Source organism: Bacillus cereus group sp. BfR-BA-01382 (assembly GCF_022663475.1).
GTDB classification, from domain to species: domain Bacteria; phylum Bacillota; class Bacilli; order Bacillales; family Bacillaceae_G; genus Bacillus_A; species Bacillus_A thuringiensis_S.
In genome coordinates this window covers 22488-48636 of record NZ_JAKUFQ010000028.1, presented here as the reverse complement: position 1 = coordinate 48636, position 26149 = coordinate 22488, and the positions used below count along the sequence as shown (strand labels likewise).

Genomic DNA, 26149 nt, shown 5'->3' with positions numbered 1-26149 from the left:
CCTACTCTCCCCGTTCTTACATAAAAAAAAGAAAGCAAAGGATCTGCTTTCTTTTCCTTTTTCTATACTTGAGCTGTTGATACCCGAGTTGTTCTCGTTATGTCCATATCAATTCCATATGTGAACTGTAATTCTTTACACACATCTTTAATTAAGATTGCGACATTATACTTTTCATTAAATTGTAAAACTATGTTTTCTACTTCTTCATATGTATACTTATATTCCCCTGTAATGACACTTTTTAAATCAAAGCATTCATTTATACAAAGTTGCACAAGTAGCTGGTCATATTTCTCTATTACATCTTCTTTCTTCCACAGTAACTCTTTTACATATAACCGATCAAACTTCACACTTTCTCGATTACAATCCGTTAAAATCCGGGTCATTTCATTTAATTCTCGATACAATTCAGAAATATTTTTACTTAAACTAAGAAGTTTATCTACACCGTTTTCATATAACATATTCATTCCACCCCCGCATTTTCTTTTTCTTATTATAGCAAGAAAATTCTAAAAATAGTTTCTTTCTTCTGAAATATTAGGAAACTAATTTCAATTGCTTTACAATGAAACTAGTGAACGCGAAAGGGGAAAGAAAATTGGAGCAAAAATTATATTACACTGACGCTTATAAGCAAGACTTTACTACAAAAATTATAAAGCAAGATTATGATAAAGACGGTAACTTATACGTCGTTTTAAACGAGACCGCATTTTATCCGACAGGTGGCGGACAACCGCATGATACTGGCACATTAAATGATATCGATGTAATCAATGTAGAAGAGATACATGGGGAAATTCGTCACTTCATTGTAGAAAAATTACATACAGAAGAAGTAGAAGGTAAAATCAATTGGGAGCGCCGTTTTGATCATATGCAGCAACATGCGGCTCAGCACATTTTATCTGCTGCTTTTTGGGATCATTTTAACATACCTACGATTGGATTCCACCTTGGTAAAGAAACGGTAACAATTGATTTAGAAATAGAAAATCTTCATACAGAAACGGTTGAAAAAACAATAAACATTGCCAACAAAATTGTTTTCGAAAACCATCAAATCCATATCGAATGGATGAACTTAGAAAAAGCGAAAACATTCCCCCTTCGTAAAGAACCGACTATAACAGAAAATATACGGGTTGTTATTATCGAAAACTTTGACTACAACGGCTGTGGTGGAACGCATCCGAAACGAACTGGTGAAGTAGGTCCTATTCAAGTACTAGGGTGGGAGCGCAATAAAGGTGGCATACGATTAACATTTATCGCTGGTTGGCGCACACTAAATTTAATGGGCAAACAACAACAAATTATGAAAGATGTTTCTAAACAATTAAACAGTAGCGAGAGTGATATCCCAGCAAAAGTAGCACAACTTCTTACTTCTCAAAAAGAAAATGAAAAAGCAATACAAACAATGAATGAAAAATTATTATTTGCAGAGGCAAATGAACTACTTCTACAGCCCATAAAAATTCATGCTGACATACTTATTTCTAAAGTATTTACAAATCGTTCTATGCAAGAAATCGCAAAGCTTTCCGCTATTATTACAGAACAACAAGAGCATGCAATTACGTATTTCGTCATCGAAAATGATGACAAACTACAATGTATTCTCGCTTGCGGAAAATCAGTATCACTCGATATGAATGCTCTTTTAAAAGACGCTCTTCCTACAATCGAAGGAAAAGGTGGCGGAAATAAGAAGAGTGCTCGCGGTGGCGGGAGAGCAATTATGAGCGGAGATGAATTTTTAAATCAGCTTGTTTCTTCTTTACAGTCGGCGGTGTAAAGCATTTTTAGTAAGGATAGCTAACAGCTATCCTTACTCTATACTTACAAACCAATATTTTGTTTCAAGCCTTGATAACTCCCTGCACTTGCAAAACCTTCACTTATAAGAGTGATAAAAGTTTCCGAAAAACCATATTGACTTAAATCTTTAATCGGTACCATTTGCACATCATGAATTGGATTATGATCAAATTCATTAGAGGGTAACATAATTTCCCCTGTAAGCTTTTCAAGTAGAAATGTAATATGTAATAAAGATAGACTGGCATCCGGTTTATCACAAACATAGAGTAGCTTCTTAATTTTAACTTCTAATCCCGTTTCTTCTCTCATTTCTCTAATCATCGCCTCTTCTAACATTTCACCATTCTCCACTCTTCCTCCAGGTAAAGACCAATTCCTATTAGCAACTTTTTGCTTTACTAGCAATAATTTTTCACCTTCAATTAAAATTCCCGTAACACGAACTTGCATTACATTTTCCATATGTAATCTCCTCTTCCCATTATATTTACAAATTACCCCTTCCATAAAAAGAACGTACGTTTTATAATTGAAGAAAATTATGGAAGAAAGTAGTTGTTACATTCATGCGTCCACCTTTAACAAAGTCTATATCACTTGAAGATTTCCAAAACTATTATTGGTTAAAAGCAGAACTCCAAACATTTTGTCGTGAGAATGGGTTGCCAGCTAGCGGCTCTAAGATTGAAATAACCGATTGTATCTCACATTATTTAACTACGGGGAAAGTCTTAAAAAACAGCTCTGGGCAAAAAGTGCGTAAAGCTTCCCTCTCTTATAAAGACCTTTCTCTTCAAACGATTATTACTAACAATCACCGCTGTAGCGAAGATGTTCGTGCTTTTTTCAAAGAAAAAATCGGAACAAACTTCCGCTTTACAGTAGCTCTTCAAAAATTTTTCAAAGAGAATGTTGGAAAAACATATGAAGACGCGGTAGCTTTTTGGCATGAAGAAAACGAACGAAAAAAAGACCCTACATACAAAACAACTATCGGTGCACAATTTGAATACAATCGCTTTACTCGTGACTTTTTCGAAGATCCAAATAATAAAGGGAAAGCAAAAGCTGATGCGATTGCTGCTTGGAACGAAATGAAAGCGAAGCCTGGTAGCAATATTTATGTTCCTCAAAAAGTAGAAAACTAGTTACCTCGCTAGTCTTCTACTTTCTCAAATAATAGCGCAATCCCTATCCCGCCTCCAATTCCTAATGTAGCAATTCCATATTTCATAGACTCTCTTTGTGCCTGATAAAACAAACGTGTTACAAGCATAGCACCAGATGCACCGTACGGATGACCGAGCGCAATTGCTCCACCATTTACATTTACTTTTTCGTACGGAATTTGTAACTCTTTTACGCAAGCAACAACTTTTGAGGCGAATGCTTCATTTATTTCAAAATAATCGATGTCCTCTACTTTTACATTCATTTCGTTTAATAATTTGTTCACCGCAAATATCGGACCAGTCCCTGGAAGCTTGGGATCCACTCCCACTACAGCACTACGAACGAAACGAAGGACAGGTTTATAACCTAACTTTCGGGCTTGTCCCTCTTCCATTACAAGAACGGCACATGCTCCATCATTTACACCGCACGAATTACCTGCCGTTACTGTTCCATTTTGTAAAAATGCGGGCTTTGTTCTTTTAATGATTCGTTCATAATTCATTTCTAGCTTTATAGATTCATCTAATAATCCATTAAAAGAAAATATTTCATCATGTATATATCCTTTTTCTAACGCTTGCAGTGTCCGCTTATAACTAAGACAAGCATACTCGTCTTGCATTTCTCTCGTTATGTTATAACGCTCCGCAACATATTCAGCCGCTACTCCCATGTCAGGATCACCAATTGTTTCAGGTGAAAATCGTGCTCTTTTTTGAAAAGGTGACGTACTTGTACTCTCTACTCCCCCGGCGATATAACACTTACCTGCCCCGCCTTGAATGAGATGACACGCAGTTCGAATTGCTTCTAAACCAGCACCACATTGCCGATCAATCGTTACACCAGGAATATGATAGCCAAGTCCCGCCTCTAAAGCAGATAATCTCGCAACATTCCCTCCCGGCCCCACAATATTCCCTAACATGACATCGTCTATTTCTCTCTCAATTCCTTTACTTAAAAACGTAAGAAGCGGCGTTACTAATTGCTGAGCTTCATAATCTTTCAACATCCCATTCTTCTTACCAATAGGTGTCCTTTTTGCTTCTACAATAACCGCTCTATTCATATATTTTCTCTAGGTTTTCAATCATATTTTTTGCTGCAATACGAGCGATTTTCCCGCTATTTGTATACGGTATTTCATCTACAAAATGCCATTCTTTCGGTATTTTAAACGAGGATAATCGTTGTAAGCAAAAACTTTTTAATTGTTGCTTCGTAGCACTTCCTTTTACGATGGCGACAGGTTTTTCACCCCAATAACTATCTTTCACGCCAACTACAACTATTTCATCAACAGCTGTATGTTCATGTAATACACTTTCTATTTCTTCTGGGAAAATATTAATTCCTCCAAATAAAATCATATTCTTCTCTCTACCTACTATATATATAAACCCTTCTTCATCTTCATAACCTACATCTCGCACTGTCATCCAGCCATCCGCAGTCAACTCTGGAACTAAAACCTTATCCAATATGTAGCCCATAAAAAACTGATCACTTTTCACATAAACAGTTCCTATCTCGCCTTTCTGTACTTCTTCTCCTGCTTCATTACATATTCGAACTTGCACATTATGACAAGGTTTTCCTACTGAATTTGGCCTTCTTTCGCTTTCTGCATCGACTAGTGCTGTTACAAAACTTAACTCTGATGCACCATAAAATTCATATCTTTTCGCATAAGGAAATATATTCTTTATTTTTTCTTTCGCTTCAGCTTCCCATTTCGCTCCTGACGAAATAATTTTCACTTTATTTTCTATTACTCTATTTTCTTTATATAAAGATTCAAGCATTGTCGGAACTGTATACATAACTGATATATTTTCAGTTTCTAACTTATCTAGTACTTGATTTGGAATGAACTTTCTCATAATGTACACCGTTTGCCCTACATATAATGCACTTATTGCCCCGTATAAGAAAAGAGAATGAACGAGCGTCCCAGCTATTAAAATCGAATCCTCCCTTTTCATATGAAAGTCATGTACATTACAATCAAAACTATGAACCCACGATTGTTGTGCACGTAAAAATGCTTTTGCTGTTCCTGTTGATCCTGATGTAAATCCCATATAAAAAGGAGCATTTTGTAAACTTTCTACAGGATTATATGTAGGAAGATAGTTCTCTATCATTCTTTTCCACTCATCAATTTCAATTACTCTTCCTTCTTCATCCGGTAGATCATTTACCTTATATCGCTCTGTCACAATCACATCCGGATTACTAATTGCAATTCTTTCTTTGAGCTCATCCTCTTTCCACTTTATATCTAACGGCACACAAACCCATCCAGACATCGCAGCCCCAGCAAATAGTTGTAAAAACTCCATACTATTTTCTAATACAATTGCTATCGTTTTATTCTTCGATTCTTTTTCATTCAACCAGTTTGCTACTTTACATACTGACTCAAACCACTCTTTATATGTTAATACTCGATCATTTTCCTTTATTGCTATTTTACTTGATAGTAAAGAGGCATACTTTTTATATTCTTTTGTAATCCCCATTTGAGACGTCCTTTCTTTACAAAATAATAAAAAGAAACACGCAATGAACGTGTTTCTTCTCTTTCTTATCCCGCATTTGTATATTTCCCACTCTTTAGAGCAGGCGTAATAATATGTTTCAATGAACGATGTAATTTCGTTACAAGAATTGCTGCTATAATCGCTTTTATGCAATCACTTGGTAAAAATACGACACTCACTTTCATCGTCTGCCATATAGAAATATCCATTACGAATGCTTGTACAATGATACCAAATACATAAACTACGAAAATACCACCAATTATATTAATGCATAATACTTTTATAATAGAAACTTCACGTAAACGCTCAATTAAATAACCAATAACAAATGCTCCTACAATATAACCAAGTAAATATCCTGCGCTTGGCCCAACAAATATACCTGGACCACCTCGTCCACCTGCAAGTAATGGTGCCCCAACTCCAACAATAAGTAAGAAAATAAGCTGACTTAACGCACCAAGACGTGATCCTAACAATCCACCAGCAAGCATAACACCGAGTGATTGTAATGTAATCGGAACTGGTGTAATAGCAAGAGCAATTGGAGGTATTAACCCTAACACTCCCATAATAGAACTAAATAAAGCGACGAAAACTAAGTTTTTTGTATTCATATTTGCTTCTCCTATTTGTAAACTTAAAACGATTTTTAGATAACATATTATAGGAGTTATATTATCTTTCTATTTAGCATTTGTCAACTTATTTTAAATATAGGTTTACAATTATTTTTTCAATTATTTCTCCTTATGCAAATGCTCAAGTTCTTTCCGAAGCGCCTGTTTTAAAAACTTCCCAACAGATGTTTTCGGAATTTCCTGCATAAATACAATATCGTCTGGTAACCACCACTTTGCAAACTGTGGTTTTAAAAATTCATATAGTTCTTCTTTTGTAACAGTGCTATTTGCCTTTTGTACAACGCAGGCAACTGGACGCTCTTGCCACTGCGGGTGTGGAACTGCAACAACGGCCGCTTCAAATATAGCATCATGTGCCATTAAAGCATTTTCAAGGTCAACTGAGGAAATCCATTCTCCCCCGCTTTTAATAACATCTTTCGTACGATCAACAATTTTCACGCAGCCTTCCTCGTCAACTGTAACAACATCACCAGTATATAACCAACCGTCTCGGAATCCTTCGACAGTACGATCATCGTTATAATAGCTTTCAGCAATCCAAGGTGCTCGTAAACATAACTCTCCCATCTCAGTACCATCCCACTTCACTTCACCGTTTGTACCGACTACTTTCATCTCTACACCAGGGACAAGATATCCTTGTTTTGAGCGGATTTCTAATTGCTCTTCATATGATAATTCTGTTTCATAACTTTTTAAACGTGCAAGTGTTACGAGTGGGCTTGTTTCAGTCATACCATATGCATGTACGAAAGGAACATTATATTTTTGTTCAAATGCTTTAATAACGCTTTTCGGTGCAGCAGCACCACCGCATAATATTCTCGTTATACTAGATAAATCGTAACTATTATTTTCTAATTCTTGTAATACACCGAGCCAGATTGTCGGCACACCTGCTGCTATCGTTACTTTTTCAGCTTGGATCATCTCTAATAAAATTTTTGGAGTAAACATTGGTCCTGGCAGAACTTGTTTAGTTCCAAACCAAGTAGCTGCAAAAGGAAGTCCCCAAGCGTTCACATGGAACATCGGTACAATTGCCATCGCCGCATCACTTTCCGATAAAGCAGTTGTATCCGCTAAACCGAGTGCCATACAATGCAGTACAGTACTACGATGCGTATATACAACACCTTTTGGATTCCCTGTAGTCGCTGACGTATAACACATACCAGCAGGTGTATTTTCATCAATATCTTTTACAAATTGGAAATTTGGATCGCCTTCTTCTAATAGTTTTTCATAATGATATACAGGTTCTAGCGTAGTATTTGGAAGTTCATCTTTATCAGTCATAATAATGTAGGCTTGTACAGTTGATAATTGTGATTGAATATTTTCAACGAGTGGTACGAGATCTTCATCTATAAGTAGAATGTGATCTTCTGCGTGCTGAATAATGTATGAAATATGTTGAGGAGATAAACGAATATTAATTGTGTGCAAAACAGAAGCAATACCAGGAATAGCAAAATAAGCTTCCACATGTCGATGATGATTCCACGCTAACGTTCCTATACGCTCGCCTTCTTTAATTCCTAATTTTTTTAACGCACTAGAAAGCCTTCTCGTCCTTTCACCTAACTGCTTATACGTTAACGTCGTAACTGTATCATGTGTCCGTGAAACAATTTCTTTCTTTGAAAACAGTTTTTCTGCTCTTTCCATCATAGAACTAATTGTTAGCGGTACATTCATCATCATATTGGTTATATCCCCCTTTAAAGCGTTTTTATTTTTCGTTCATTATAACAGACTTCTACAAATGATTACGACATTTTTCTGTATTTTCTGAATTATTTCTTTGGAAATAATTCAGAACGATAAAAAACATGTTTTGAATACATTGATTCGAAACATGTTTTTTATTTTTTATAAACTATCTACCTTTTTCCTTACTTTCTTTTTCAATTTAAAAATAAAACGATTACTGTATTCCTTATTTTCTACTAAAATCCGATACGTCTCTAACACTCCTAACACACGTACAAAAAGATAAACTCCGATAGCAATAAGTACAACACAATAAGGGTAATACTGCACTAATTCTCCTGAAGTTATATGCTTTTTCTCAAACAAAAACGGAATCGCTCCTGCTGCAATAAAACAAAATCCAACGATCACTACTGACGCATACTTCTTCTTAATAGTCGCATATCTTTTTGTCAATTCTTTTAGAAAGTTTTGATCAAATAGTAGTTCTTCCTTTTTCAATACATTGTATCGACTCTCTTCTATCGTTACAGGTGCCATCATTGCTCCGATCCCAAGCACTGCAATGATAATGACAAGAAACGTAGACATTGTTGCATTTTCTTTAAATAATAAGTACGGTATTGTAGATAAAATAAGCAAGCTAAATCCTAATGCAATATATTTAGAAATTTTTTGTCCATACACTACATACCCTTCTGCCATTTCCTTACTTACATAATAACCATTTTCCTTTTCGTTACTTTGCTCAGCAGTTTCTTTTAATAAATAGTCAAGTGATACTTCAAATACATTTCCAATCATTATTAACTTTTCAGTTTCAGGAAAACCTTGACCGTTTTCCCATTTACTAACCGCTTGCCTTGTTGTGTTTAATTTTTCAGCTAATGCTTCTTGAGAAAGGCCCTTTTCCTTTCTTAATTTAAAAAGCTTTTCACCAAATCCCATATGTGTGTCCCCCTTTGTTTTCTTACCTAAATTGTATGTAAACATTGCCTTTATCTCTATCTTCCCGCGGTTGCACTTTGTCAACTTACGGTTGCGAATGTGTTATATAGTAGTTTTGTATACGATTTAGCTATTATTCTTCTATGATTATGGCGTTAATAAACCACCTCTCTCAATAACCAATTATAATAATTAAAGGTAATTATTGTTATAAAAAAACAAAAAACTCCTTTATTCATTTAAAGGAGTTTTAAATATGAAATATTCCAAGAGGAGCTGTTTTTTCTTCCTCCTACTGCCTCACAATTTCTTCTATATATTTTTATGTGTCATATAACGAACCATGTACAGTATATGTTTTCATCTCTTTATCTGAGGCATACTCATATATATGTAAAATATTACTCTTATTAACTTTTCTAATAAAGTCACTTCCCAATAATCATAACGGCTTCTGCTTAAACTTTTCATAATGTCGTACTTTTAATAGAAGGATATTCCCGCAATCTGTACAAATATAAGCATCCACCGGTGAAGATGTGAACATCGTTTCCTTTTTCCGTATTTGTGCATATCCGACAAACTCACCTTCTCCTATGTTTTGAGAACCACAATTAGAGCATGCCTGCACGGCTTTTTGTTTCATGAGAGCACCACCTTTAATCTGTTTCCACTCCCTTCGACAGCTCACTTCCATTTCCCTTCCAAAAAACCTCTTATTCTCTCACATTTCAACAGGAATCTCAAAACAAAAATCGTATATATACCATGAAATATATTTATTAATGGAGGAATTTTATGACTACTGTTATAACACTCGATATAGCCACAGAAATTGAAAACGCAGAAATACATATGCTCTCTTCTAGACTAAAAGCATTACAAGCATTAGCTGAAAATCCAATGCAAGTACAAATGAAAAAGTTCGGGAGTGCCACTGCCTTTTCATCAAAAATAATTGCTGGTCCAGCTTTTAATACGGTAAAAGGTATTACATTTACAAATACAGATGAGGTAGATGAAATCGTCTCTTATTATCAATCGCTACAAATCCCTTGTCGTTTTGAAATTACACCCGCTCAAGGTACAGCCAAATTATTTCAATACTTATCTCAAAGAGGATTTTACCAATCCAGCTTCCATACCGCTTTATATAGTATACCGAGAGAAGACCCTTCCCTTCTTCCTTCTAACATTTCAGTACGCGAACTAAAAGAAAATGAATTTCATATTTTTGCAGACATATACGTACGCGGATTTAACATGCCATCCTTTACAAAAGATGGCGTCCATCAAAATAACGAAATTCTCTACAATAAACCTGGCTGGCATTTTTTCATAGCCGAAGTTCAAAACACTCCTGCGGGTATTGGTGTCCTGTATATAAATAATGGGATTGCATCATTAGCTGCTTCTGCTACTTTGCCAGAATTTCAGCGTAAAGGCTGTCATACTGCATTAATTCAAAAACGAATAGAGACGGCTATTGAATCCAACTGTAACTTAGTAGTTGGACAAGCAAAGTTCGGTAGCAGCAGTCAAAATAATATGGAACGTGCCCATATGAAAATTGCTTATACGAAATCAATATGGACTGCAAAAGACATGTAATTTACATTCTTTCTCTTCTCATTACAATTTTATGACACTTTCTTTTCTATCCTATTAATCATTTGAATATTCAAACTATATTTGTTACGCTATTACTAGATACATCATTCAACTTGCACTATGAAAAGAGAATTCTAATCAAACTACAAGGAGGAGAAATGTATGACTAAACATGATCATGGTTTAAAAGAAAAAGTAGAAGGTGCTATTGATAAGGTAAAGGGTGAAGTAAAAGAAGTTGTTGGGAAAGTAACTGACAATAAGAAATTACAAGCTGAAGGAAAATGGGATAAGGTGAAAGGCACTGCTAAAGATACAGTTGGTAATGTGAAAGAAAAAGTACATGAATATAAAGAACATAAGAAAGAAAAATAAAAAAGAGCCCATCGGCTCTTTTTTATTTTCCTTCATTCTTCTCTAACACGTATAAATCTTCTTCAATATTCGTTAATTTCTCACTTACAAGCTTTCTTGCATCTCCAATTGCTTGATTGTATGCAAATGGTCCAACTAATTTAATCATCTCTTCTATTAAACGCTCTGCTTGGAAACGTCCAATTTCATCTAAATCTTCTTCCATGAAAAATTGCTGAATTTGTGCTACAAGCTCTTCTTTTTTATCATTTGGTATTTTTATATTCATCATCGTTGTTACTCCTCTATATTTAAGATAATATCTTCCTTAACTCTACCATAGAAAAACGATTACCAGGACAGCTTTTTGTAACTCCTTCTAACTCCCTATGACCGAGTATATTCTCTTTCTTTATAGCAAATTGCTTCATAAATATTTTACATAAAGAATATAATGCATTCACTTGTGCAGGAGTTGGATCGTATTTATCAAAATTTCCCGTCATACATATCCCAATTGTATGGCGGTTATGATCTTTCGCATGCGCTCCAATATGTAAACCTCGTCCTTCCACTACAGTTCCGTCCTCTTCGATAAAATAGTTGTAACCAATCCCACTCCACCCTTTTACAGTTTGATGAAATTCATGCGTTTTATACACGTCCCATCCATCTTCAGCTGTATGGTGAATAATCAGTTTGTTTACTTTTTCTAAAGGAACTAATTCATCTTGAAATGTTAGATTGACACGTTTAATTTCCATTTGAACTGCCTCCTCTTAAAAATCAATCATAATAATCGTTTTATCATCTGGTCTTATTCTCTTTTCCCCTTCCAGCTCTTCAATGATTGCTACATATTCGTTTATACTATTCTTTCTTATATATGCAACTGTTTGTTCGAGTGGCCAATCTGGGTGAAATAACCCGTCTGAACAAATAAAAATTCCACTCACTTCATCTATATGTAATTCACCATGTTGTAAATAATGTATCGCTTCTTTCATTCCATTTGCAACTGAATAACCATTTGGCATATTTGCAAGATAACGATTGTACTTTAACTGTTCTCGAACATCTTGAAAAACATGTTCCTCCGGGACAGATAAACCTTTCTTACGATCTTCTTCCCTCTTCCTTTTTGCTCGGTTACTAATTCCTTTAACTGTGTCTTTCGTTAATACTTGCATCGTTCCATTTTGAAAAGTTGCGACAATCATACAGTCCCCAAGCTGCGCATATTCAATTTTCTCACCATCTATTTGAACTGCCGCAATACATGTACACCACAAATGATCTTTCTTTCTCGTATCTACTTTATATTCCAACATTTTGCTTTGCAATGCTTCATTTGCTTTTGCAACTGCAAATCGTAACCTATGATTCTCTCGTAATGAAGTAAAATAACTTGCAAATAAATGCGAAGCGATGTATGCTCCATTATGTCCATTTTCATCACCAAACGGGACAAGTGGTGTTGCACCGTCACATACACCATAAATCTTTTTTTCTTTATTACAAAAATAAGAATCCTCACATTCTTGCTTCAACGGGCTTTTCTGTTGATATGTTTTTATCTTCACAACTGTATCCCCTTTCAAATAATAAAATACTCAAATTCTTTTGATTAATCTAATTTACCGAAATAAACTGTTTTTACCCAAAACTTTCAATATCATATATAATCTTGAAATAATATGAATTTTTCAGTGAAGGACGGGAAAGAAATGGTCAGATTCCTTGGTGTTATTATCGGTTCTATTATTATTGCGGTTGCCTTTAATCTTTTCCTTATCCCCCACAAAATTTTAAGTAGTGGAATTGGCGGAATTGCTATTATTTTAGGAATTGTAACCCCTGTAAACACAGGCATTATTAACTTTGTATTAAACTTACCTATCCTTATTTTAGGGTACATAGGTCTTGGAAAAAAAGTAATTTTTAACACAGTTGTCTCTGTAGTTGTATTATCTGTTGCATTATACTACGTTCCAGTAAAAGTCGTAGCAACAGATCCATTGTTATCTTCTATCTTCGGAGGTGTCATCGCCGGAGCTGGTATTGGTCTTGTTTTTAACTGTAATGGATCCACTGGTGGATTTGATATTATCGGTATGCTTTTATCCCGCAAGCGAGACATTAAACTTGGCGGATTCCTTATTATTTTAAATGCAGTCGTTGTAATAATCGCAGGATTCTTCTTCACCTGGGATGTTGCACTTACAAGCTTACTTTCAATTTATGTAACTGGTAAAGTAATTGATGCTGTTCATACAAAACATCGTAAAGTTACACTTATGATTGTAACAAATGAAGCAGAAAAAATGAAAAAACAACTTCTTTCAACTGTTGTACGTGGAATAACGTTACTTGATGGCGAAGGTGCTTATTCAAGCGAGAAAAAGCGTGTACTTATGACCGTCGTTTCTCGTGAAGAATTAGCAAGTATGAAACTAACAATTTCTGAAATCGACCCGAATGCATTCGTTAATATTACAGAAACTGTAGAAGTATTAGGACTTTTCAGAAGAAGTTAAAGACTAGGTGGGAATCCACCTAGTCTTTATTTTGCATAAATTCAATTCGGTTTCCAAATGGATCTGACACGTAAAATCGAATTACATCTGGCCGTGCATAATCATCAATCACTTTAACACCTTGCTCTATAAGTGTTTGCTTAAATTCATTAATTTCATTCACATAAAAAGCTGGATGAGCCTTTTTAGCTGGTGTAAAGTTCCGCTCCACACCAATATGGATTTCTTGATTTCCGCATTTAAACCAACATCCACCTCGTTTTTTCAACTTTTCTGGCTTTGGAATTTCTTCCATACCAATTGTATTCCCATAAAAATCACGCGCCTCTTCTTCACACCCTACAGGTGCAGCTACTTGCACGTGATTAATCCCTTGAATATAATTTTTCATTTTCTCTCCCCCTCCTCTACCCTAATGTTATACGGAAAACAGCCGTCTGTAACTTACAAGAGGTTTATAAAACAATATAAGCTCCCCTTATTAACATCCTGCATTCACCTTGCAAAAAATAAAAAAAACAAAATTTATTCTATAACTTCCATTTTTTATAGAAATACACATTACATCTATATTATAGTTATGAATAGACAAATCTTTTTAGATGCTATTTGTACGGAGGAACTATTATGAGTCGTAAAAAATATTCACCAACTCAAAAAAAACGTCATCCGAACATTTCTAGACGTTTGCGAAACCATATACAAGATCGTTCATTAACAGAAATGTACGCATCTCTGTTCGAACACAATCCTGATAGTATTATTTCATTAAATTTAGAAGGAGTTATTCTACATATAAATCCTTCTGCCGAAAGAATATTAGGTTACACTTCTTTAGAATTAGAACAGAAAAATATTACCTCTATTTTAGAAGCCCATATTTCTGAGCAAGTATTACAAAATATAAAGAATACTGAAGCGGATAATCAACAAGAGTATATCTTATCTATTTATCATAAAAATGGATTCTTATTAGATGTTGTGACAAAACTAGTTCCTATTTTTGTTCAAAATCGTCTTACTGGCGTATATGCTATTATGAAGCCGCTTGAAAAATCAGAAAGAATTGAGAATATGCTAAAAGAAAGTGAGAAGAGATTACGTACATTAGTAAACTCCATGCCTGCCTTTGTTATATTTAAAGATCATGAAGGGCGCTGGCTTGAGGCAAATGACTACGCACTTTCTTGCTTCAATTTCCATCATGTACCTTACCATGGGAAAAAAGATAGCGAACTCATTCAATATAATGAAGCATACCGAGAAGCTTTTTTACATTGTGAAGAAATTGATGAACTAGCATGGCAACAAAGACAAATTCTTCATGGCGAGGAATTTATTATACATAGAGATGATTTCGATCTAATCTTAAGTATATCAAAAGTCCCGCTTTATCATCCTGACGGTTCTCGCAAAGGTCTTATCGTGATGGGGAGAGATGTTACTGAGCTAAAAGAAACTGAAAAGTTATTACGAAAATCTGAGAAGCTCGCAGTAGTCGGACAACTGACAGCTGGAATTGCCCATGAAATTCGAAATCCACTCACTTCTCTAAAAGGTTTTCTAACGTTGCTCCTCCCTGAAATAAATGAGGAGCAAAAATGGTATATCGATGTTATGTTAAGTGAGATTTCACAAATGGAATCCATCACGAGTCAATTTATGGCGATGTCTAAGCCACAAGTATTATCTATCCAAACTTGTAACATACAAACTTTAATTGAAGAGGTAGTTACATTTATTTTACCGACTGCAATTATGCATAGCGTTCATATCATCATGGATCATTTTGATTACGTATATGATATTCAATGTGACGGTAACCAATTAAAACAAGTTTTTATAAACATATTAAAAAATGCGATAGAAGCGATGCCAAATGGCGGAAATATTTTCATTCAAACAAAACCATTAGAGGATAATTTCATCTTAATACGAATTATCGATGAAGGTTGTGGCATTCCAGAAGATCGTATCTCCCGTCTAGGCGAACCTTTTTATAGTTTAAAAGAAAAAGGCACAGGACTAGGATTAATGATGTGTTACAAAATAATTGAAGAACATCATGGTAAATTACACATTTCAAGCGAATTAAATAAAGGTACGATTGTTGATATTGAGCTACCACTTTCTTCATCTCATCTTGCAATCCAGTCTTAAATAAAAAAGAAGCATCTGCTAATCGTTAGCAGATGCTTCTTTTTTAAAATGCTTTGTCATACCACTCTTTTGCTTTTTCTACTTCACCCATCGTTAATTGATGCCCTCGATTTTCCCAATGTATTGTTACATTCGCGTTTGCATTTTCTAATAGTACCTTCAATTCCTCGGACTCTGCTGATGAACAAATTGGGTCATTTGTCCCAGCAGCAATAAACACAGATTTCCCTGCTAAATTTGCTAATTGCATTCCTCTTCTTGGTACCATTGGGTGATGAAGCACAGCACCTTTCAATGCATTTTCGTAATGGAATAATAAGCTTGCTGCGATATTTGCCCCATTCGAATAACCGATAGCTACAATGTTATTTCTATCGAATTTATATTCTTTAGCCGCTTCATCTAAAAATTCATTTAATTCCTTCGTACGGAAAATTAAATCCTCTTCATCAAAAATGCCTTCTGCTAATCGGCGGAAGAAACGCGGCATCCCATTCTCTAACACATTTCCCCTAACGCTTAATACCGACGCTTCCGGATCAACTATTTCTGCAAGTGATAGTAAATCTAATTCATTACCACCTGTGCCATGAAGTAATAACAACACTGGTTTTGACGTATCTTTTCCTTTTTGAAAAACATGTTTCATCATAATCCTTTTCCCCCTTCAATCACTTTAATCTAAATTTCTCACTTCAAATGGTAAAAGCGTTTGTTCAATCTGTTTTCTATGTTGTTCATATTGTTCCGGTAACTTTAATTCCTCACCCATCGTCTCTAACGATTCATCATGAGCGAAACCAGGAGGATCTGTTGCAATTTCAAATAAGATTTCACCATGTTCTCTAAAATAAATCGCGTTAAAATAATTTCGGTCTTGTACAGGAGTTACGTGATATCCAAAACGAGTCATATGCTCTTTCCAGTCTAGCTGATCTGCATCGTCACTCGCTCTCCAAGCAATATGATGAACTGTGCCAACGCCCATTTGGCCACGACCGATTGTTGATAATTTCAAATCAATAATATTTCCAATGTCAGCAGAAGAACGGAATCGAACAAATTCACCCTCTTCTCCAATTTTCTCAAGACCCATAATATGTTCTAACAATTCAGCTGTTTTTTGAGGCTGTGCAGATAAAAGAACAGCACCTCCAAACCCTTTAATTGCTACTTCTGGTGTAACTTCTCCAAAACTCCAATTATTTAATTCGCCTTCTTCTCTTTCAACTAATTCTATATGCAAACCATGCGGATCATCAAATTCTAAATAATGTTCTCCAAAACGAGTCATTTTTGTATACGAAACATCGAATTTTTCTAATCTATTTTCCCAAAACTCCATTGCACCTTTTGGTACAACGTAAGACGTAATTCCTACTTGACCATCTCCAATAATACCTTGACGAGCACCTGCCCATGGGAAAAACGTAATAATTGTTCCAGGCTTTCCTCCTTCATTTCCAAAATAAAGATGGTACGTACCTGGATCATCAAAATTCACTGTTTGTTTCACTAAACGTAACCCCAATACACCAGCATAAAAATCTACATTTTCTTGTGGATGTCCTACGATTGCTGTAATGTGGTGAATTCCCATCGTTTTCTTTGTCATTTTCTCCGCCCCTTTTTATTTCATTTTAAAAACTTTTATTCATTAAAACTCATTATTCATTTTGTCCATACTGAAAAGTAAAATCCGTCATTATAATCTTATCTCGAATTCGAGATATTAATTATAATATCACACTTGAATGTCTACTTTATCAAAATCATCTCAAATTCGAGATAATTCTCAAAAAATATTTACTCTATTTAAAATCTGTATTCATAACATAAATTATCTTGAACTCAAATTTATTATAAGTTACTTACTTTTAGTTGTCAACGAATTCCGTATTTTCATTTTAAATAAAAAGAGAGTAAACGCCAGTTTCGTTTACTCTCTTCGCTAATTATTTCGTTTCCTCTTCCAGCACTGCTTCCATCTCATTAAATTCACGATGAACTGCCTTAACGGGTTCTTTCGTTAATAAACTTACAACGATAACAGTTAATAAACTACAGAAGAATCCAGGTACCATTTCATACATAGTCGCTTTTAAACTTGGAATTTGTACCCATGCTATAACAACTACTGCACCAACAATCATACCTGCAAGAACGCCCCACTTATTCGTCCTTTTCCAATATAAACTTAATAAAATAGCTGGTCCGAATGCTGAACCGAATCCAGCCCAGGCATAACCTACAAGTGTTAAAATTGTATCACTTGGATGATACGCTAAAACAACTGCGATCATAGCTACTACTAATACTGATAATCTACCGATAAATACAAGTTCTCTGTCACTTGCGTTACGACGGAAAAATGTTTTATAAAAGTCTTCCGTTACTGCACTTGAAATAACAAGTAATTGTGAGGAAATACTACTCATAATCGAAGCCAAAATAGCTGATAATAAAAATCCTGTAATGTATGGATGGAATAAAATATTTGAGAATGTTACAAAGACCATTTCTGGATCTTGTAATGTCGCATTATTTTTAGCATAATAAGCGATACCAATTAGACCAGTAAGCATTGCACCTATAATTGAAATCGTCATCCAACCGATACCGATTCTACGAGAAGTTTTTAAATCTTTAATAGAGGTAATTGCCATAAAGCGGACAATAATATGTGGTTGACCAAAATACCCAAGACCCCATGCTAAAAATGAAATAATACCAAGTATTGTAGTCCCTTTAAACATATCTAAATGTGATGCATCAACTTGCTTAATCGTATTGAATGTTTCTGTTACACCACCGACATCCGTAAAAGCAACAATTGGCACTAGTACAAGCGCAATAAACATAATACACCCTTGCACAAAGTCCGTCCAACTTACGGCTAGAAAACCACCAAATAGTGTATACGCAACAACGACACCCACTGTTACAAATAAACCAATTTTATAATCAAGGTTAAAAGAATTTTCAAACAAACGTCCACCTGAAACTAAACCAGCCGACGCATAAAATGTGAAAAATACTAAAATGACGATAGCGGAGACAAAACGAAGTATTTTCGTACGATCTTTAAACCGATTTTCTAAAAAGTCTGGAATCGTAATTGAATCATTTGCCACTTCTGTATACGTTCGTAAACGCGGGGCAATGATTAAATAGTTTGCATAAGCACCTATTAATAAACCTATCGCAATCCATACACTTGATAATCCTGTTGCATACATCGCACCAGGTAATCCCATTAGCATCCAACCACTCATGTCAGAAGCACCAGCTGATAAAGCTGTAACTGCTGGACCGAGTCCTCTTCCGCCTAACATATAATCTGATAAATCGGATGTCTTCTTATAAGACCAATATCCGATATACAACATACCTGCCATATAAATAGCAAGCGAAACCATAATTTCAATCTTCACCAAATCTCTCCCTTAGCCCATAAGCCATTCAAAATTTCGAAAAATGACTTTTTCTATTTTCTTGTATTCGCTTATGGTTCCCTACCTTAACAAACATTTTTTGTTCTTTCAAGTGAACGAGCACTTTTCATTACATGTGAAAACCTTTATAAACGCCTTTATCCCAGTGGATTACAATGATTTTTCAAGAAATTCAAGTAAAAATATTCAGAAAATTAAACGATGTTTTTTTCACACCTTATTTTCATTCGTTTACCCGATAAATTTTAAAAGAAAAAGCCATACAAATGTATGACTTTTAGCTTATTGACATCTCAATTTTCTCTTTCTCTACATATACTTTACGAAATTTCATATAGCATCCAATACGCCAGGGTACTATATAACAAACCGCAAGAGTGTAGAAAAGAATGCCAATTGACTTTGGATCTAAACCTTGTAAATGTCTTCTAAAATAAGCACGTAAAAGAACGATAACTAAAAATGTAGCAATAAAAGCGATACTTTTTTTCGCATAAATTTGGCCATCTTCTCTAACTTCATACCCACTTAAAATAATAAGTGGAATTGACAATAACAGACCGATCCCAGCAGCTATACCAATTTGCCAACCAACAAGTTGTATCGGTGCAGCATATAAAGAAAAACCTGGTAATAAGAAGAATAATGGCAATAGTAATCGTCTTCCTTTATTTTTAATTGGTCGATTCATAGAACGCATGCGTCTAAATATAACGAGCCCTATGACGAGTAAAAAAATTGTAATACTGTACGAACCTTGCTGCAAGTAAATCTCTCCCTAAAAATAGTCATTTTTAAAAACACTTCCCTATTATACTCCTAATTTTTCCAAACAATATGATTATTCCTCTGAAAAATCTTACATATCAAATATACTTTTAGATTTGATTTACTATAGGAAACAATTCCGAAAGAGGAACTACTCTCCCCATCTCGTCTTTAAACACAATATGCTCTCTAGTTAAATGGCGCGGGCTCTTCACTCCCGCTGCCGCTGCTAATGAAAATAAACTATATCTCATACTAATAATATAATTCATGACTCGCCACTTCTTCTCATACGGATCTAACGCTTTTTGATAATGCGGATTCGTCGTGGCTACACCAGATGGACATTGGCCAGAATTACATTGAAGGGCCATAATACAGCCGCTTGCCATCATAAATCCGCGGGCTGAACTTACAGCATCCGCTCCAATCGCTAAAGCAATCGCCACTTTATCTGGTGTGATTAATTTCCCCGATGCAAACACTTTGAATTTGTCCCGAACACCATAATGATTCGCTGTATCAATACATGTCAGTAACGCTGGAATAAGCGGCATTCCCATACTATCTGCCATCGATTTATACGTCGCTCCTGATCCACCTTCTGAACCATCAATTGTAATGAAATCTGGATAGATATTTAACTCTTTCATCGTTTTAAATAAATCTTCCAAAGGCTCCTGCTGACCAATTACAATTTTCATTCCAACTGGTTTACCGCCGCTTTCTTGCAACTGTTGAATAAAACAAAGTGTATCCGTTGCATTCTTTAAAAATGAAAATCGATTCGGTGAATTAATCGTCTCTCCCTTTCTGACGTTGCGAACAGAAGCAATTTTCTCATTTACTTTTTGTCCCTCTAGATGACCACCACGTATTTTAGCACCTTGCCCAAATTTCAATTCGAATGCTCTAATATTACTTTCTTTTGCTTTCTCCCTGAATTTTCCCATTGAAAAATTACCGTCCTCATCGCGGTATCCAAATAACCCTGGACCAATTTGCGCAAGGATATTTGCTCCTGTATGTAAATGTTCTGGAATAACGCCACCTTCACCAGTATTAATCCACGATCCGCCTGCCATTTTTGCTCCAAAACCACTCGCTAAAATATAATTTTCTCCAATCGCGCCGTAAGAAGTCGCAGATGCACCAAACATACCATGTAGCTTCCACGGATATTTACGGTTCTCACCGACTATAATTGCATCATCTTCTTCGTACAGCCAAAGATTCGTTGTATCCGCTGTCAATTTTTCTCTTCTTGAAAATAACCCTTCTTTATGAATCACGTACTTTTTACCTTCTCGCTCTTGCGTGAAATTCACACTTAATTCCTCAGTCAATATCGGAAATAATGTATTAGCAATATAATAGCCAGAAGCTTCAAAATCTCGTTTTGATCCAAAACCAAGTATTTCAGAGCGATATTTCGCTAAAAACATAACACTTTGAAAATCATAACGTGAGAAAGGCTTTCCATCCGTATCATGATCAAACCAATATTGTCGAAATTCAGGCCCTATCTTTTCCAGTAAGTAGCGCATTCTTCCTAAGTATGGATGTAACTTTAAAATAGAATGATGTGTTCGTTTTTTTATAAAAAATGTAATGATAAAAAAGACGATTAAAAGCAACATTAAAAATAGTAATATACTAATAATAACGAGTAGCGTTTCACTCATCCCGCTTCCCCCTATAAAATCCCATAATAAAAGGAGAACACTCGATGTGTTCTCCTTTTATCTTTATTCATACTAACGTAACAAGATGCTCTTTCGCGTCATATTCAACTAAACTTTCAGCATGTTTAATTCGATGAACAAAGTCTGGATTAGCAATTAACGGTCTGCCGAATGCCACTACATCAATCGTTCCTTCTTGCAACGCTTCTTCGGCCTCTTTCGGATTTAAATTACCAACCCCAACAATTGTACCATCCCAATATTTTCTTACTAGTTGATGAAAATTCTTTCCGTCAGCAATTTCTTGCGTATAATTCATCGTTGAAGGATGGATCATCGTTAATCCAACTTCTTTGAACATATTTACGAACGTTTCAATTGCAAGCTCAGGATTTTCCCACATATAAGTAGGATTATCACCTTTGAAAGCAGAGAAGCGAAGAAGTGTTTTATTAGCTCCAACAGCTTCTATTACAGCAGCCGTTACTTCTTTCATAAACGTTAACCTTTGTTTTAAATTACCGCCATATTTATCTGTTCGCTTATTCGCAGAGTCATACGTAAATTGATCAATTAAATATCCGTGTGCACCGTGAATTTCTATTCCATCAAATCCAGCTTCGATTGCATTTTTCGCAGCTTGTGCGTATTGACCAATCACTTCTTGTATTTCTTCTAACGTCATTGCTTCTGGCGTATCAAACGGTTTACGAAAACGTGGAACATTTCCCTCTGCAGCGATAGCAGATGGTGCTTGCGGCATTTGGCCACCAATTATTTCATGATGACTCATACGCCCAACATGCCATATTTGAGCAATAATCGTCCCGCCTTCTTTATGTACTGCCTCTGTAACAGGTTTCCAAGAATCGATTTGTTCTTGTGTATAAATTCCTGGTACTCCTGGATTCCCTTTCGCTCTTGGACTAATGACAATTCCTTCTGTAATAATTAATCCAACTCCGTCAGCAGCACGCTTTCTATAGTATTCCACTACATCAGCACCCACTGCTCCAGTCTCATTATCTGCAAAGCATCTTGTCATTGGTGCCATTGCTATACGATTACGAAGAGACCAAGCTCCAATTTGAATTGGATCAAACAACTTTGTTTCTTCAACGTTTTCAAAAGATCCCCCAGCGTTTACATTTGTTCCTTCATAAATACTCGCTGCTTTATTACTTGAACTTGTCATCTTTCTTCCCCCTAAAAAATCTTACTATAATCGCATCATACTTACTTTTAGATAGTAACGTCAATTTTTACGACTTTACAATAAAAAATTCGAATATAGAAAAAATAAAATGCTATAAATAATATTAAAAAGGTTTCCTTAGAAGGAAACCTTTTTTGTTGAACATATATGGTTGTCAATTCATTTATCTCTTTAATATAAAAAATACCTTATCAATAGAAGTGAATATGGTTCAGTATTCTTCTAAAAATAATAACTTATATACCTAAAACAATGAAAGCCCTACCTCTCTTTCATCCTTACGGCTCCTCGTCCGTGCCAGTGTGAATCAGGATTGCAAAAATCAAGTAACTATTTTATCGAAGTATTCAATTAAACTTCGAACATTCATAAATGAAATTAAAAAATAAAAATGGATTTGATTGTAGTAATAACAATAGAGGTAATGCTCTAAAAGTGGTGTGAAAGAGTTGAATGTCTTTGAAATGATAAATTTTCTATAATTATGTTCCCAAAAAATTCAAGATCTTTTTTGGGATATAATACATTATTTGTAATGAACCTTAACAAAAGCTTTTTATCTGATTTTCTGTGATACCTTCAATTAATCCCAGCTCACTAATCAAAAATTCATATGCGTTATCTAACATCTTCTTTTCGCTTGCATTAAGTGCTTTTTCTTTCTGTATACGCATTAAATCACGCACAACTTCAGCACCTTCTTGCATTTTACCCGTCTTTATTTTATCAGTGTTCAATTTATACCTTTGTTTCCACGTAAGTAATCTATCTGACTCCCCATGTTGAAAAATATCCATTATGTGTACTAATGCGGTTATATCCGTAACTGGTCGTATATTCGAATTCGATATTCTCCCTGCTGGAATCATTAGTTCCATATTACTAGCCGACATTTTTATAACATAATACTGTTGTTTTTCTCCTGAGATTTCCTTCTCTTCTATGGCTTTAATTATACCTGCTCCCTGCATTGGATAAACAATGTTATCGCCAATTTGAAACAAATAATCCACCTCCATATATGGTAACCTTCTCAAGCTTAACATACTTTTAGTTTTTTAGCAAAAATTTTATTTTATCATAAAATTATTTTACAAGTCAACACTTCAGAAGCAAGAAATTAAATTTACACAATACACTATAACAACCCGCAATTTTATTAACGGTTCCATACACATTCATTCTCTTTTAACATAAAAACACATCACTACTTTTGAGTAGTAATGTGTTTTTGATAATGCATAGATAAAGATCTACTTTTCCGTCTATATACTAACCCGCTTACTAATTGTTTCCCTCGCTAAAAGAAAACTCATAATTACTTGCGCAGCTACTCGGCTCGTCATATCCCTAAAATCAAGAGTTGGATCAATCTCTACTATATCCATTCCTTGAACGAGCGGTTCTTTACCAAGGAATTCAATCGCATCTAGTAAAGTCGTACTATCCATTCCACCAGGCCCAATTGCTGGACAACCTGGTGCAAACGCTTGGTCTAGTACATCCATATCAAGAGAAATATAAATAGAAGTCACACCTTGTTTTCTTAATACTTCAATACTTTCCGTGATAATATCTTTTATTTCTCGCTCTCGTACGTCTTTCATTGTATACACTGTTACGCCATGCTCTATTGCATATTCATGGTACGCACGTGCGTTAGAAAAATTACGAATTCCAATTTGAACAAGTTGTTTCCCTGTAATGACATCATTTTCTAATAAACTACGGAATGGTGTACCATTTGACGGGCCTCCATCATCTAAATTACGTAAATCATGATGAGCATCAAATTGAATAATCCCGACCTTTCCTTTACTGTTTGTAAAGCCTGTTATACTCGGAAAACTAATCGAGTGGTCACCACCAAGAACGATTGGTACCATGTTCGGATTTACTTTCGTTACATGACCAACTGTTTTCGCAATTCGGTTATGACTTTCTTTTATATCCGTCACATGCATCGTGATATCGCCGCAATCATATAAGACACTTTCTTTCATATCGTGTTCTTCTGTAATTGCGTACGTACTATATGCATCTAACATCGCACGAATTGTTTTTGGAGCAAAACTTGCTCCTGAATGACTAATAGATGGCTTAGAAAGGGGTGCTCCAATTAAGGCAGCACCGAATATTTCTACGCCTTCCTCCCAATCTTTAATTATCTCACTCCATTTTGTCACTTCACGATCAATAAACTTTGCATTCTTCTTTAAATAGTGGCCGTGCTCCACGATTGTTCACCTCTTGTATATGCAATATTACCATTCTTCCATACTGTATTCACATGACTTACGCCGTAATGATACGGTACGTAAGCATAATTATAAGCATCCCATAAAACTAAATCTGCCTTACGACCAACTCTAATTTTCCCAGCTACATCACCACGGTTAATGGCATATGATGAGTTAACCGTTACGGCATTCCACACTTCTTCTGGTGTCATTTTCAGTTTTAGCATCGCAATGCTCATAATAAGCTGAATATTTTCAGTTGGACAGCTACCTGGGTTAAAGTCTGTAGCTAACGCAACTGCAACACCTTCATCAATCATTTTACGACCACGAGCAAAGCTTTCTTTATTTAAATAGAAAGTTGTTCCTGGTAATAATGTTGCTACTGTATTCGAGTTTGCAAGCATTTCAATCCCTTTATCAGAAGCGCCAACTAAATGGTCCGCTGATGCTGCACCAATTTCTGCCGCTGCTTCCGCACCACCAAGAGGGTCTATTTCATCCGCATGAATTTTCACATCAAAGCCAAGCTCTTTCGCTTTTAATAAAAACTCTTTTGATTCTTCGACAGAGAACACACCTGTTTCACAGAAAATATCAACGAACTCCGCTAATTGCTTCTCTTTCATTTCTGGCAATAAGTCTAACATCCATTGTAAAAATTCTTTCGATCTACCTTTATATTCTTTCGGAACTGCATGAGCACCTAAAAATGTGGAAACTAAATCGATCGGATGCTCTTTTTGTAATTGTGCTGTTGCCTCTAATTGTTTCCATTCCGTCTCATCATCTAATCCGTAACCGCTCTTCGCTTCTACAGTAGTAACTCCGAAAGATAGCATACGGTCTAAATGGAATTTCGCTTTTTGAACAAGTTCTTCCTTCGACGCCTGTTTCGTTGCATTTACAGTTGAAAGAATACCTCCGCCTTGTTCTAAAATTTCTAAGTACGGAACTCCTTGTAATTTTAGTGCGATTTCATTTTCGCGAGATCCACCAAATACAAGATGAGTATGCGGATCAACAAGACCAGGAGAAACCATTTTCCCGCCGCAATCAATAACTTCTTTCGCCTGAAGTCCTTTCGCTTCTTCCGCTGTTCCAACGAAAGTAATTACATCATTTTCAATTCCAACCACACCGTTTTCGATAACAGGAAGCGTGTTCATCGCTTCCCGCCTTAACAAGCCATCTTCTTGATCCATTGTTAGTAATTGACCGATATTTATTAGTAAAGTGTCCAGCATG

The 26149-nt window shown here is 35.4% G+C and carries 27 protein-coding genes; 6 read left to right on the top strand and 21 right to left on the bottom strand.

Annotation, left to right across the window (positions count from 1 at the left end; all coding sequences use genetic code 11):
• Nucleotides 1-62 precede the first annotated feature (62 nt).
• Complete coding sequence (locus MR160_RS14015; protein WP_000965134.1) at nucleotides 63-470, bottom strand: hypothetical protein; 408 nt, start codon at nucleotides 468-470, stop codon at nucleotides 63-65.
• 137 nt (nucleotides 471-607) lie between these two features.
• On the opposite strand from MR160_RS14015, the gene MR160_RS14010 reads away from it, so the two are divergent.
• Nucleotides 608-1810 carry an alanyl-tRNA editing protein gene (locus tag MR160_RS14010; protein WP_242297596.1) on the top strand — a complete coding sequence of 401 codons (1203 nt, stop codon included), beginning with the start codon at nucleotides 608-610 and terminating at the stop codon, nucleotides 1808-1810.
• 44 nt (nucleotides 1811-1854) lie between these two features.
• On the opposite strand, the gene MR160_RS14005 is transcribed toward MR160_RS14010, so the two are convergent.
• Nucleotides 1855-2298: an NUDIX hydrolase gene (locus tag MR160_RS14005; protein WP_000432582.1), complete on the bottom strand. Its 444-nt coding sequence runs from the start codon at nucleotides 2296-2298 to the stop codon at nucleotides 1855-1857.
• Nucleotides 2299-2402: 104 nt separating this feature from the next.
• On the opposite strand from MR160_RS14005, the gene MR160_RS14000 reads away from it, so the two are divergent.
• Complete coding sequence (locus MR160_RS14000) at nucleotides 2403-2984, top strand: DUF6434 domain-containing protein (protein WP_001247749.1); 582 nt, start codon at nucleotides 2403-2405, stop codon at nucleotides 2982-2984.
• An 8-nt stretch (nucleotides 2985-2992) separates the two neighbouring features.
• On the opposite strand, the gene MR160_RS13995 is transcribed toward MR160_RS14000, so the two are convergent.
• The 6 genes from MR160_RS13995 to MR160_RS13970 all read right to left on the bottom strand — a co-directional run bounded on the left by MR160_RS13995 (nucleotide 2993) and on the right by MR160_RS13970 (nucleotide 9572).
• Nucleotides 2993-4084 carry an acetyl-CoA C-acyltransferase gene (locus tag MR160_RS13995; protein ID WP_097825798.1) on the bottom strand — a complete coding sequence of 364 codons (1092 nt, stop codon included), beginning with the start codon at nucleotides 4082-4084 and terminating at the stop codon, nucleotides 2993-2995.
• A complete protein-coding gene (locus MR160_RS13990; RefSeq protein WP_079245825.1) occupies nucleotides 4077-5540 on the bottom strand; it encodes an acyl-CoA synthetase in 1464 nt (487 codons plus the stop codon). Before MR160_RS13990 ends, MR160_RS13995 begins: the two co-directional genes overlap by 8 nt.
• Nucleotides 5541-5605: 65 nt before the next feature.
• Nucleotides 5606-6181: a biotin transporter BioY gene (locus MR160_RS13985; protein ID WP_136804237.1), complete on the bottom strand. Its 576-nt coding sequence runs from the start codon at nucleotides 6179-6181 to the stop codon at nucleotides 5606-5608.
• A gap of 123 nt (nucleotides 6182-6304) precedes the next feature.
• On the bottom strand, nucleotides 6305-7918 hold the full coding sequence (locus MR160_RS13980) for a long-chain fatty acid--CoA ligase (protein WP_136804238.1): 1614 nt from the start codon (nucleotides 7916-7918) through the stop codon (nucleotides 6305-6307).
• A 168-nt stretch (nucleotides 7919-8086) separates the two neighbouring features.
• Nucleotides 8087-8875 (bottom strand): helix-turn-helix domain-containing protein, encoded by a 789-nt coding sequence (locus MR160_RS13975; protein WP_000505609.1) that lies wholly within the window; start codon nucleotides 8873-8875, stop codon nucleotides 8087-8089.
• Between the two features lie 442 nt (nucleotides 8876-9317).
• On the bottom strand, nucleotides 9318-9572 hold the full coding sequence (locus tag MR160_RS13970) for a hypothetical protein (RefSeq protein WP_003260719.1): 255 nt from the start codon (nucleotides 9570-9572) through the stop codon (nucleotides 9318-9320).
• 101 nt (nucleotides 9573-9673) lie between these two features.
• On the opposite strand from MR160_RS13970, the gene MR160_RS13965 reads away from it, so the two are divergent.
• Together MR160_RS13965 and MR160_RS13960 are read left to right on the top strand one after the other, a co-directional pair.
• The gene (locus tag MR160_RS13965; RefSeq protein WP_136804239.1) at nucleotides 9674-10486 is read left to right on the top strand and encodes a GNAT family N-acetyltransferase; all 813 of its coding nucleotides are present in this window, start codon (nucleotides 9674-9676) and stop codon (nucleotides 10484-10486) included.
• 162 nt (nucleotides 10487-10648) lie between these two features.
• Entirely contained in the window at nucleotides 10649-10861 is a 213-nt protein-coding gene (locus MR160_RS13960; RefSeq protein WP_000160410.1) for a CsbD family protein, read from the top strand.
• Between the two features lie 22 nt (nucleotides 10862-10883).
• Here MR160_RS13960 and MR160_RS13955 read toward each other — a convergent pair whose 3' ends face one another.
• The 3 genes from MR160_RS13955 to MR160_RS13945 are packed head-to-tail and all read right to left on the bottom strand — an operon-like array spanning nucleotide 10884 to nucleotide 12441.
• On the bottom strand, nucleotides 10884-11132 hold the full coding sequence (locus MR160_RS13955) for a DUF2164 domain-containing protein (RefSeq protein WP_000981064.1): 249 nt from the start codon (nucleotides 11130-11132) through the stop codon (nucleotides 10884-10886).
• A gap of 19 nt (nucleotides 11133-11151) precedes the next feature.
• Nucleotides 11152-11604 carry a peptidoglycan recognition protein family protein gene (locus tag MR160_RS13950; protein WP_000403998.1) on the bottom strand — a complete coding sequence of 151 codons (453 nt, stop codon included), beginning with the start codon at nucleotides 11602-11604 and terminating at the stop codon, nucleotides 11152-11154.
• Nucleotides 11605-11619: 15 nt separating this feature from the next.
• On the bottom strand, nucleotides 11620-12441 hold the full coding sequence (locus tag MR160_RS13945) for a protein phosphatase 2C domain-containing protein (RefSeq protein WP_002162635.1): 822 nt from the start codon (nucleotides 12439-12441) through the stop codon (nucleotides 11620-11622).
• Between the two features lie 126 nt (nucleotides 12442-12567).
• Here MR160_RS13945 and MR160_RS13940 point away from each other — a divergent pair, with 126 nt between their 5' ends.
• A complete protein-coding gene (locus tag MR160_RS13940) occupies nucleotides 12568-13377 on the top strand; it encodes a YitT family protein (protein WP_000251344.1) in 810 nt (269 codons plus the stop codon).
• A gap of 19 nt (nucleotides 13378-13396) precedes the next feature.
• Here the strand turns inward: MR160_RS13940 and MR160_RS13935 are convergent, their stop codons facing one another.
• A complete protein-coding gene (locus MR160_RS13935) occupies nucleotides 13397-13768 on the bottom strand; it encodes a VOC family protein (protein ID WP_000800779.1) in 372 nt (123 codons plus the stop codon).
• 236 nt (nucleotides 13769-14004) lie between these two features.
• On the opposite strand from MR160_RS13935, the gene MR160_RS13930 reads away from it, so the two are divergent.
• A complete protein-coding gene (locus tag MR160_RS13930) occupies nucleotides 14005-15537 on the top strand; it encodes a BA3702 family sensor histidine kinase (RefSeq protein WP_000087650.1) in 1533 nt (510 codons plus the stop codon).
• 43 nt (nucleotides 15538-15580) lie between these two features.
• On the opposite strand, the gene MR160_RS13925 is transcribed toward MR160_RS13930, so the two are convergent.
• The 9 genes from MR160_RS13925 to hutI all read right to left on the bottom strand — a co-directional run bounded on the left by MR160_RS13925 (nucleotide 15581) and on the right by hutI (nucleotide 26148).
• Nucleotides 15581-16189, bottom strand: a complete 609-nt coding sequence (locus tag MR160_RS13925) for an alpha/beta hydrolase (protein WP_000975496.1) — start codon at nucleotides 16187-16189, stop codon at nucleotides 15581-15583.
• A gap of 24 nt (nucleotides 16190-16213) precedes the next feature.
• Nucleotides 16214-17152, bottom strand: a complete 939-nt coding sequence (locus MR160_RS13920; protein ID WP_081143742.1) for a ring-cleaving dioxygenase — start codon at nucleotides 17150-17152, stop codon at nucleotides 16214-16216.
• A gap of 340 nt (nucleotides 17153-17492) precedes the next feature.
• Nucleotides 17493-18971 carry a sodium/proline symporter PutP gene (putP, locus tag MR160_RS13915; protein ID WP_000687593.1) on the bottom strand — a complete coding sequence of 493 codons (1479 nt, stop codon included), beginning with the start codon at nucleotides 18969-18971 and terminating at the stop codon, nucleotides 17493-17495.
• Between the two features lie 298 nt (nucleotides 18972-19269).
• Nucleotides 19270-19758, bottom strand: coding sequence for a cytochrome c biogenesis protein CcdC (locus tag MR160_RS13910; RefSeq protein WP_001183916.1), 489 nt, complete (start codon nucleotides 19756-19758; stop codon nucleotides 19270-19272).
• A 112-nt stretch (nucleotides 19759-19870) separates the two neighbouring features.
• The gene (locus tag MR160_RS13905) at nucleotides 19871-21445 is read right to left on the bottom strand and encodes a glutamate synthase-related protein (RefSeq protein ID WP_242297594.1); all 1575 of its coding nucleotides are present in this window, start codon (nucleotides 21443-21445) and stop codon (nucleotides 19871-19873) included.
• A gap of 67 nt (nucleotides 21446-21512) precedes the next feature.
• Nucleotides 21513-22640: an alkene reductase gene (locus MR160_RS13900; protein ID WP_000204594.1), complete on the bottom strand. Its 1128-nt coding sequence runs from the start codon at nucleotides 22638-22640 to the stop codon at nucleotides 21513-21515.
• Between the two features lie 563 nt (nucleotides 22641-23203).
• Complete coding sequence (locus MR160_RS13895) at nucleotides 23204-23665, bottom strand: CarD family transcriptional regulator (protein WP_170264802.1); 462 nt, start codon at nucleotides 23663-23665, stop codon at nucleotides 23204-23206.
• 261 nt (nucleotides 23666-23926) lie between these two features.
• On the bottom strand, nucleotides 23927-24898 hold the full coding sequence (gene hutG, locus MR160_RS13890; RefSeq protein WP_097981077.1) for a formimidoylglutamase: 972 nt from the start codon (nucleotides 24896-24898) through the stop codon (nucleotides 23927-23929).
• Nucleotides 24877-26148 (bottom strand): imidazolonepropionase, encoded by a 1272-nt coding sequence (gene hutI / locus MR160_RS13885; RefSeq protein ID WP_000887549.1) that lies wholly within the window; start codon nucleotides 26146-26148, stop codon nucleotides 24877-24879. Before hutI ends, hutG begins: the two co-directional genes overlap by 22 nt.
• Between the last annotated feature and the right edge of the window lies 1 nt (nucleotide 26149).

Excerpts from the sequence above, each read along its gene's own strand:
- MR160_RS13985 (WP_136804237.1), bottom strand. The coding sequence starts at position 6,181 with ATGAATACAAAAAACTTAGTTTTCGTCGCTTTATTTAGTTCTATTATG.
- MR160_RS13920 (WP_081143742.1), bottom strand. The coding sequence starts at position 17,152 with ATGACAAAGAAAACGATGGGAATTCACCACATTACAGCAATCGTAGGA.
- MR160_RS13970 (WP_003260719.1), bottom strand. The coding sequence starts at position 9,572 with ATGGAAGTGAGCTGTCGAAGGGAGTGGAAACAGATTAAAGGTGGTGCT.
- MR160_RS13975 (WP_000505609.1), bottom strand. The coding sequence starts at position 8,875 with ATGGGATTTGGTGAAAAGCTTTTTAAATTAAGAAAGGAAAAGGGCCTT.
- MR160_RS14015 (WP_000965134.1), bottom strand. The coding sequence starts at position 470 with ATGTTATATGAAAACGGTGTAGATAAACTTCTTAGTTTAAGTAAAAAT.
- MR160_RS13940 (WP_000251344.1), top strand. The coding sequence starts at position 12,568 with ATGGTCAGATTCCTTGGTGTTATTATCGGTTCTATTATTATTGCGGTT.
- MR160_RS13990 (WP_079245825.1), bottom strand. The coding sequence starts at position 5,540 with ATGGGGATTACAAAAGAATATAAAAAGTATGCCTCTTTACTATCAAGT.
- hutI (WP_000887549.1), bottom strand. The coding sequence starts at position 26,148 with ATGCTGGACACTTTACTAATAAATATCGGTCAATTACTAACAATGGAT.
- MR160_RS13955 (WP_000981064.1), bottom strand. The coding sequence starts at position 11,132 with ATGATGAATATAAAAATACCAAATGATAAAAAAGAAGAGCTTGTAGCA.
- MR160_RS13960 (WP_000160410.1), top strand. The coding sequence starts at position 10,649 with ATGACTAAACATGATCATGGTTTAAAAGAAAAAGTAGAAGGTGCTATT.
- MR160_RS13925 (WP_000975496.1), bottom strand. The coding sequence starts at position 16,189 with ATGATGAAACATGTTTTTCAAAAAGGAAAAGATACGTCAAAACCAGTG.
- MR160_RS13995 (WP_097825798.1), bottom strand. The coding sequence starts at position 4,084 with ATGAATAGAGCGGTTATTGTAGAAGCAAAAAGGACACCTATTGGTAAG.
- MR160_RS13965 (WP_136804239.1), top strand. The coding sequence starts at position 9,674 with ATGACTACTGTTATAACACTCGATATAGCCACAGAAATTGAAAACGCA.
- MR160_RS13935 (WP_000800779.1), bottom strand. The coding sequence starts at position 13,768 with ATGAAAAATTATATTCAAGGGATTAATCACGTGCAAGTAGCTGCACCT.
- MR160_RS13950 (WP_000403998.1), bottom strand. The coding sequence starts at position 11,604 with ATGGAAATTAAACGTGTCAATCTAACATTTCAAGATGAATTAGTTCCT.
- MR160_RS13900 (WP_000204594.1), bottom strand. The coding sequence starts at position 22,640 with ATGACAAGTTCAAGTAATAAAGCAGCGAGTATTTATGAAGGAACAAAT.
- MR160_RS13930 (WP_000087650.1), top strand. The coding sequence starts at position 14,005 with ATGAGTCGTAAAAAATATTCACCAACTCAAAAAAAACGTCATCCGAAC.
- MR160_RS14000 (WP_001247749.1), top strand. The coding sequence starts at position 2,403 with ATGCGTCCACCTTTAACAAAGTCTATATCACTTGAAGATTTCCAAAAC.
- MR160_RS13905 (WP_242297594.1), bottom strand. The coding sequence starts at position 21,445 with ATGAGTGAAACGCTACTCGTTATTATTAGTATATTACTATTTTTAATG.
- MR160_RS14005 (WP_000432582.1), bottom strand. The coding sequence starts at position 2,298 with ATGGAAAATGTAATGCAAGTTCGTGTTACGGGAATTTTAATTGAAGGT.
- MR160_RS13980 (WP_136804238.1), bottom strand. The coding sequence starts at position 7,918 with ATGATGATGAATGTACCGCTAACAATTAGTTCTATGATGGAAAGAGCA.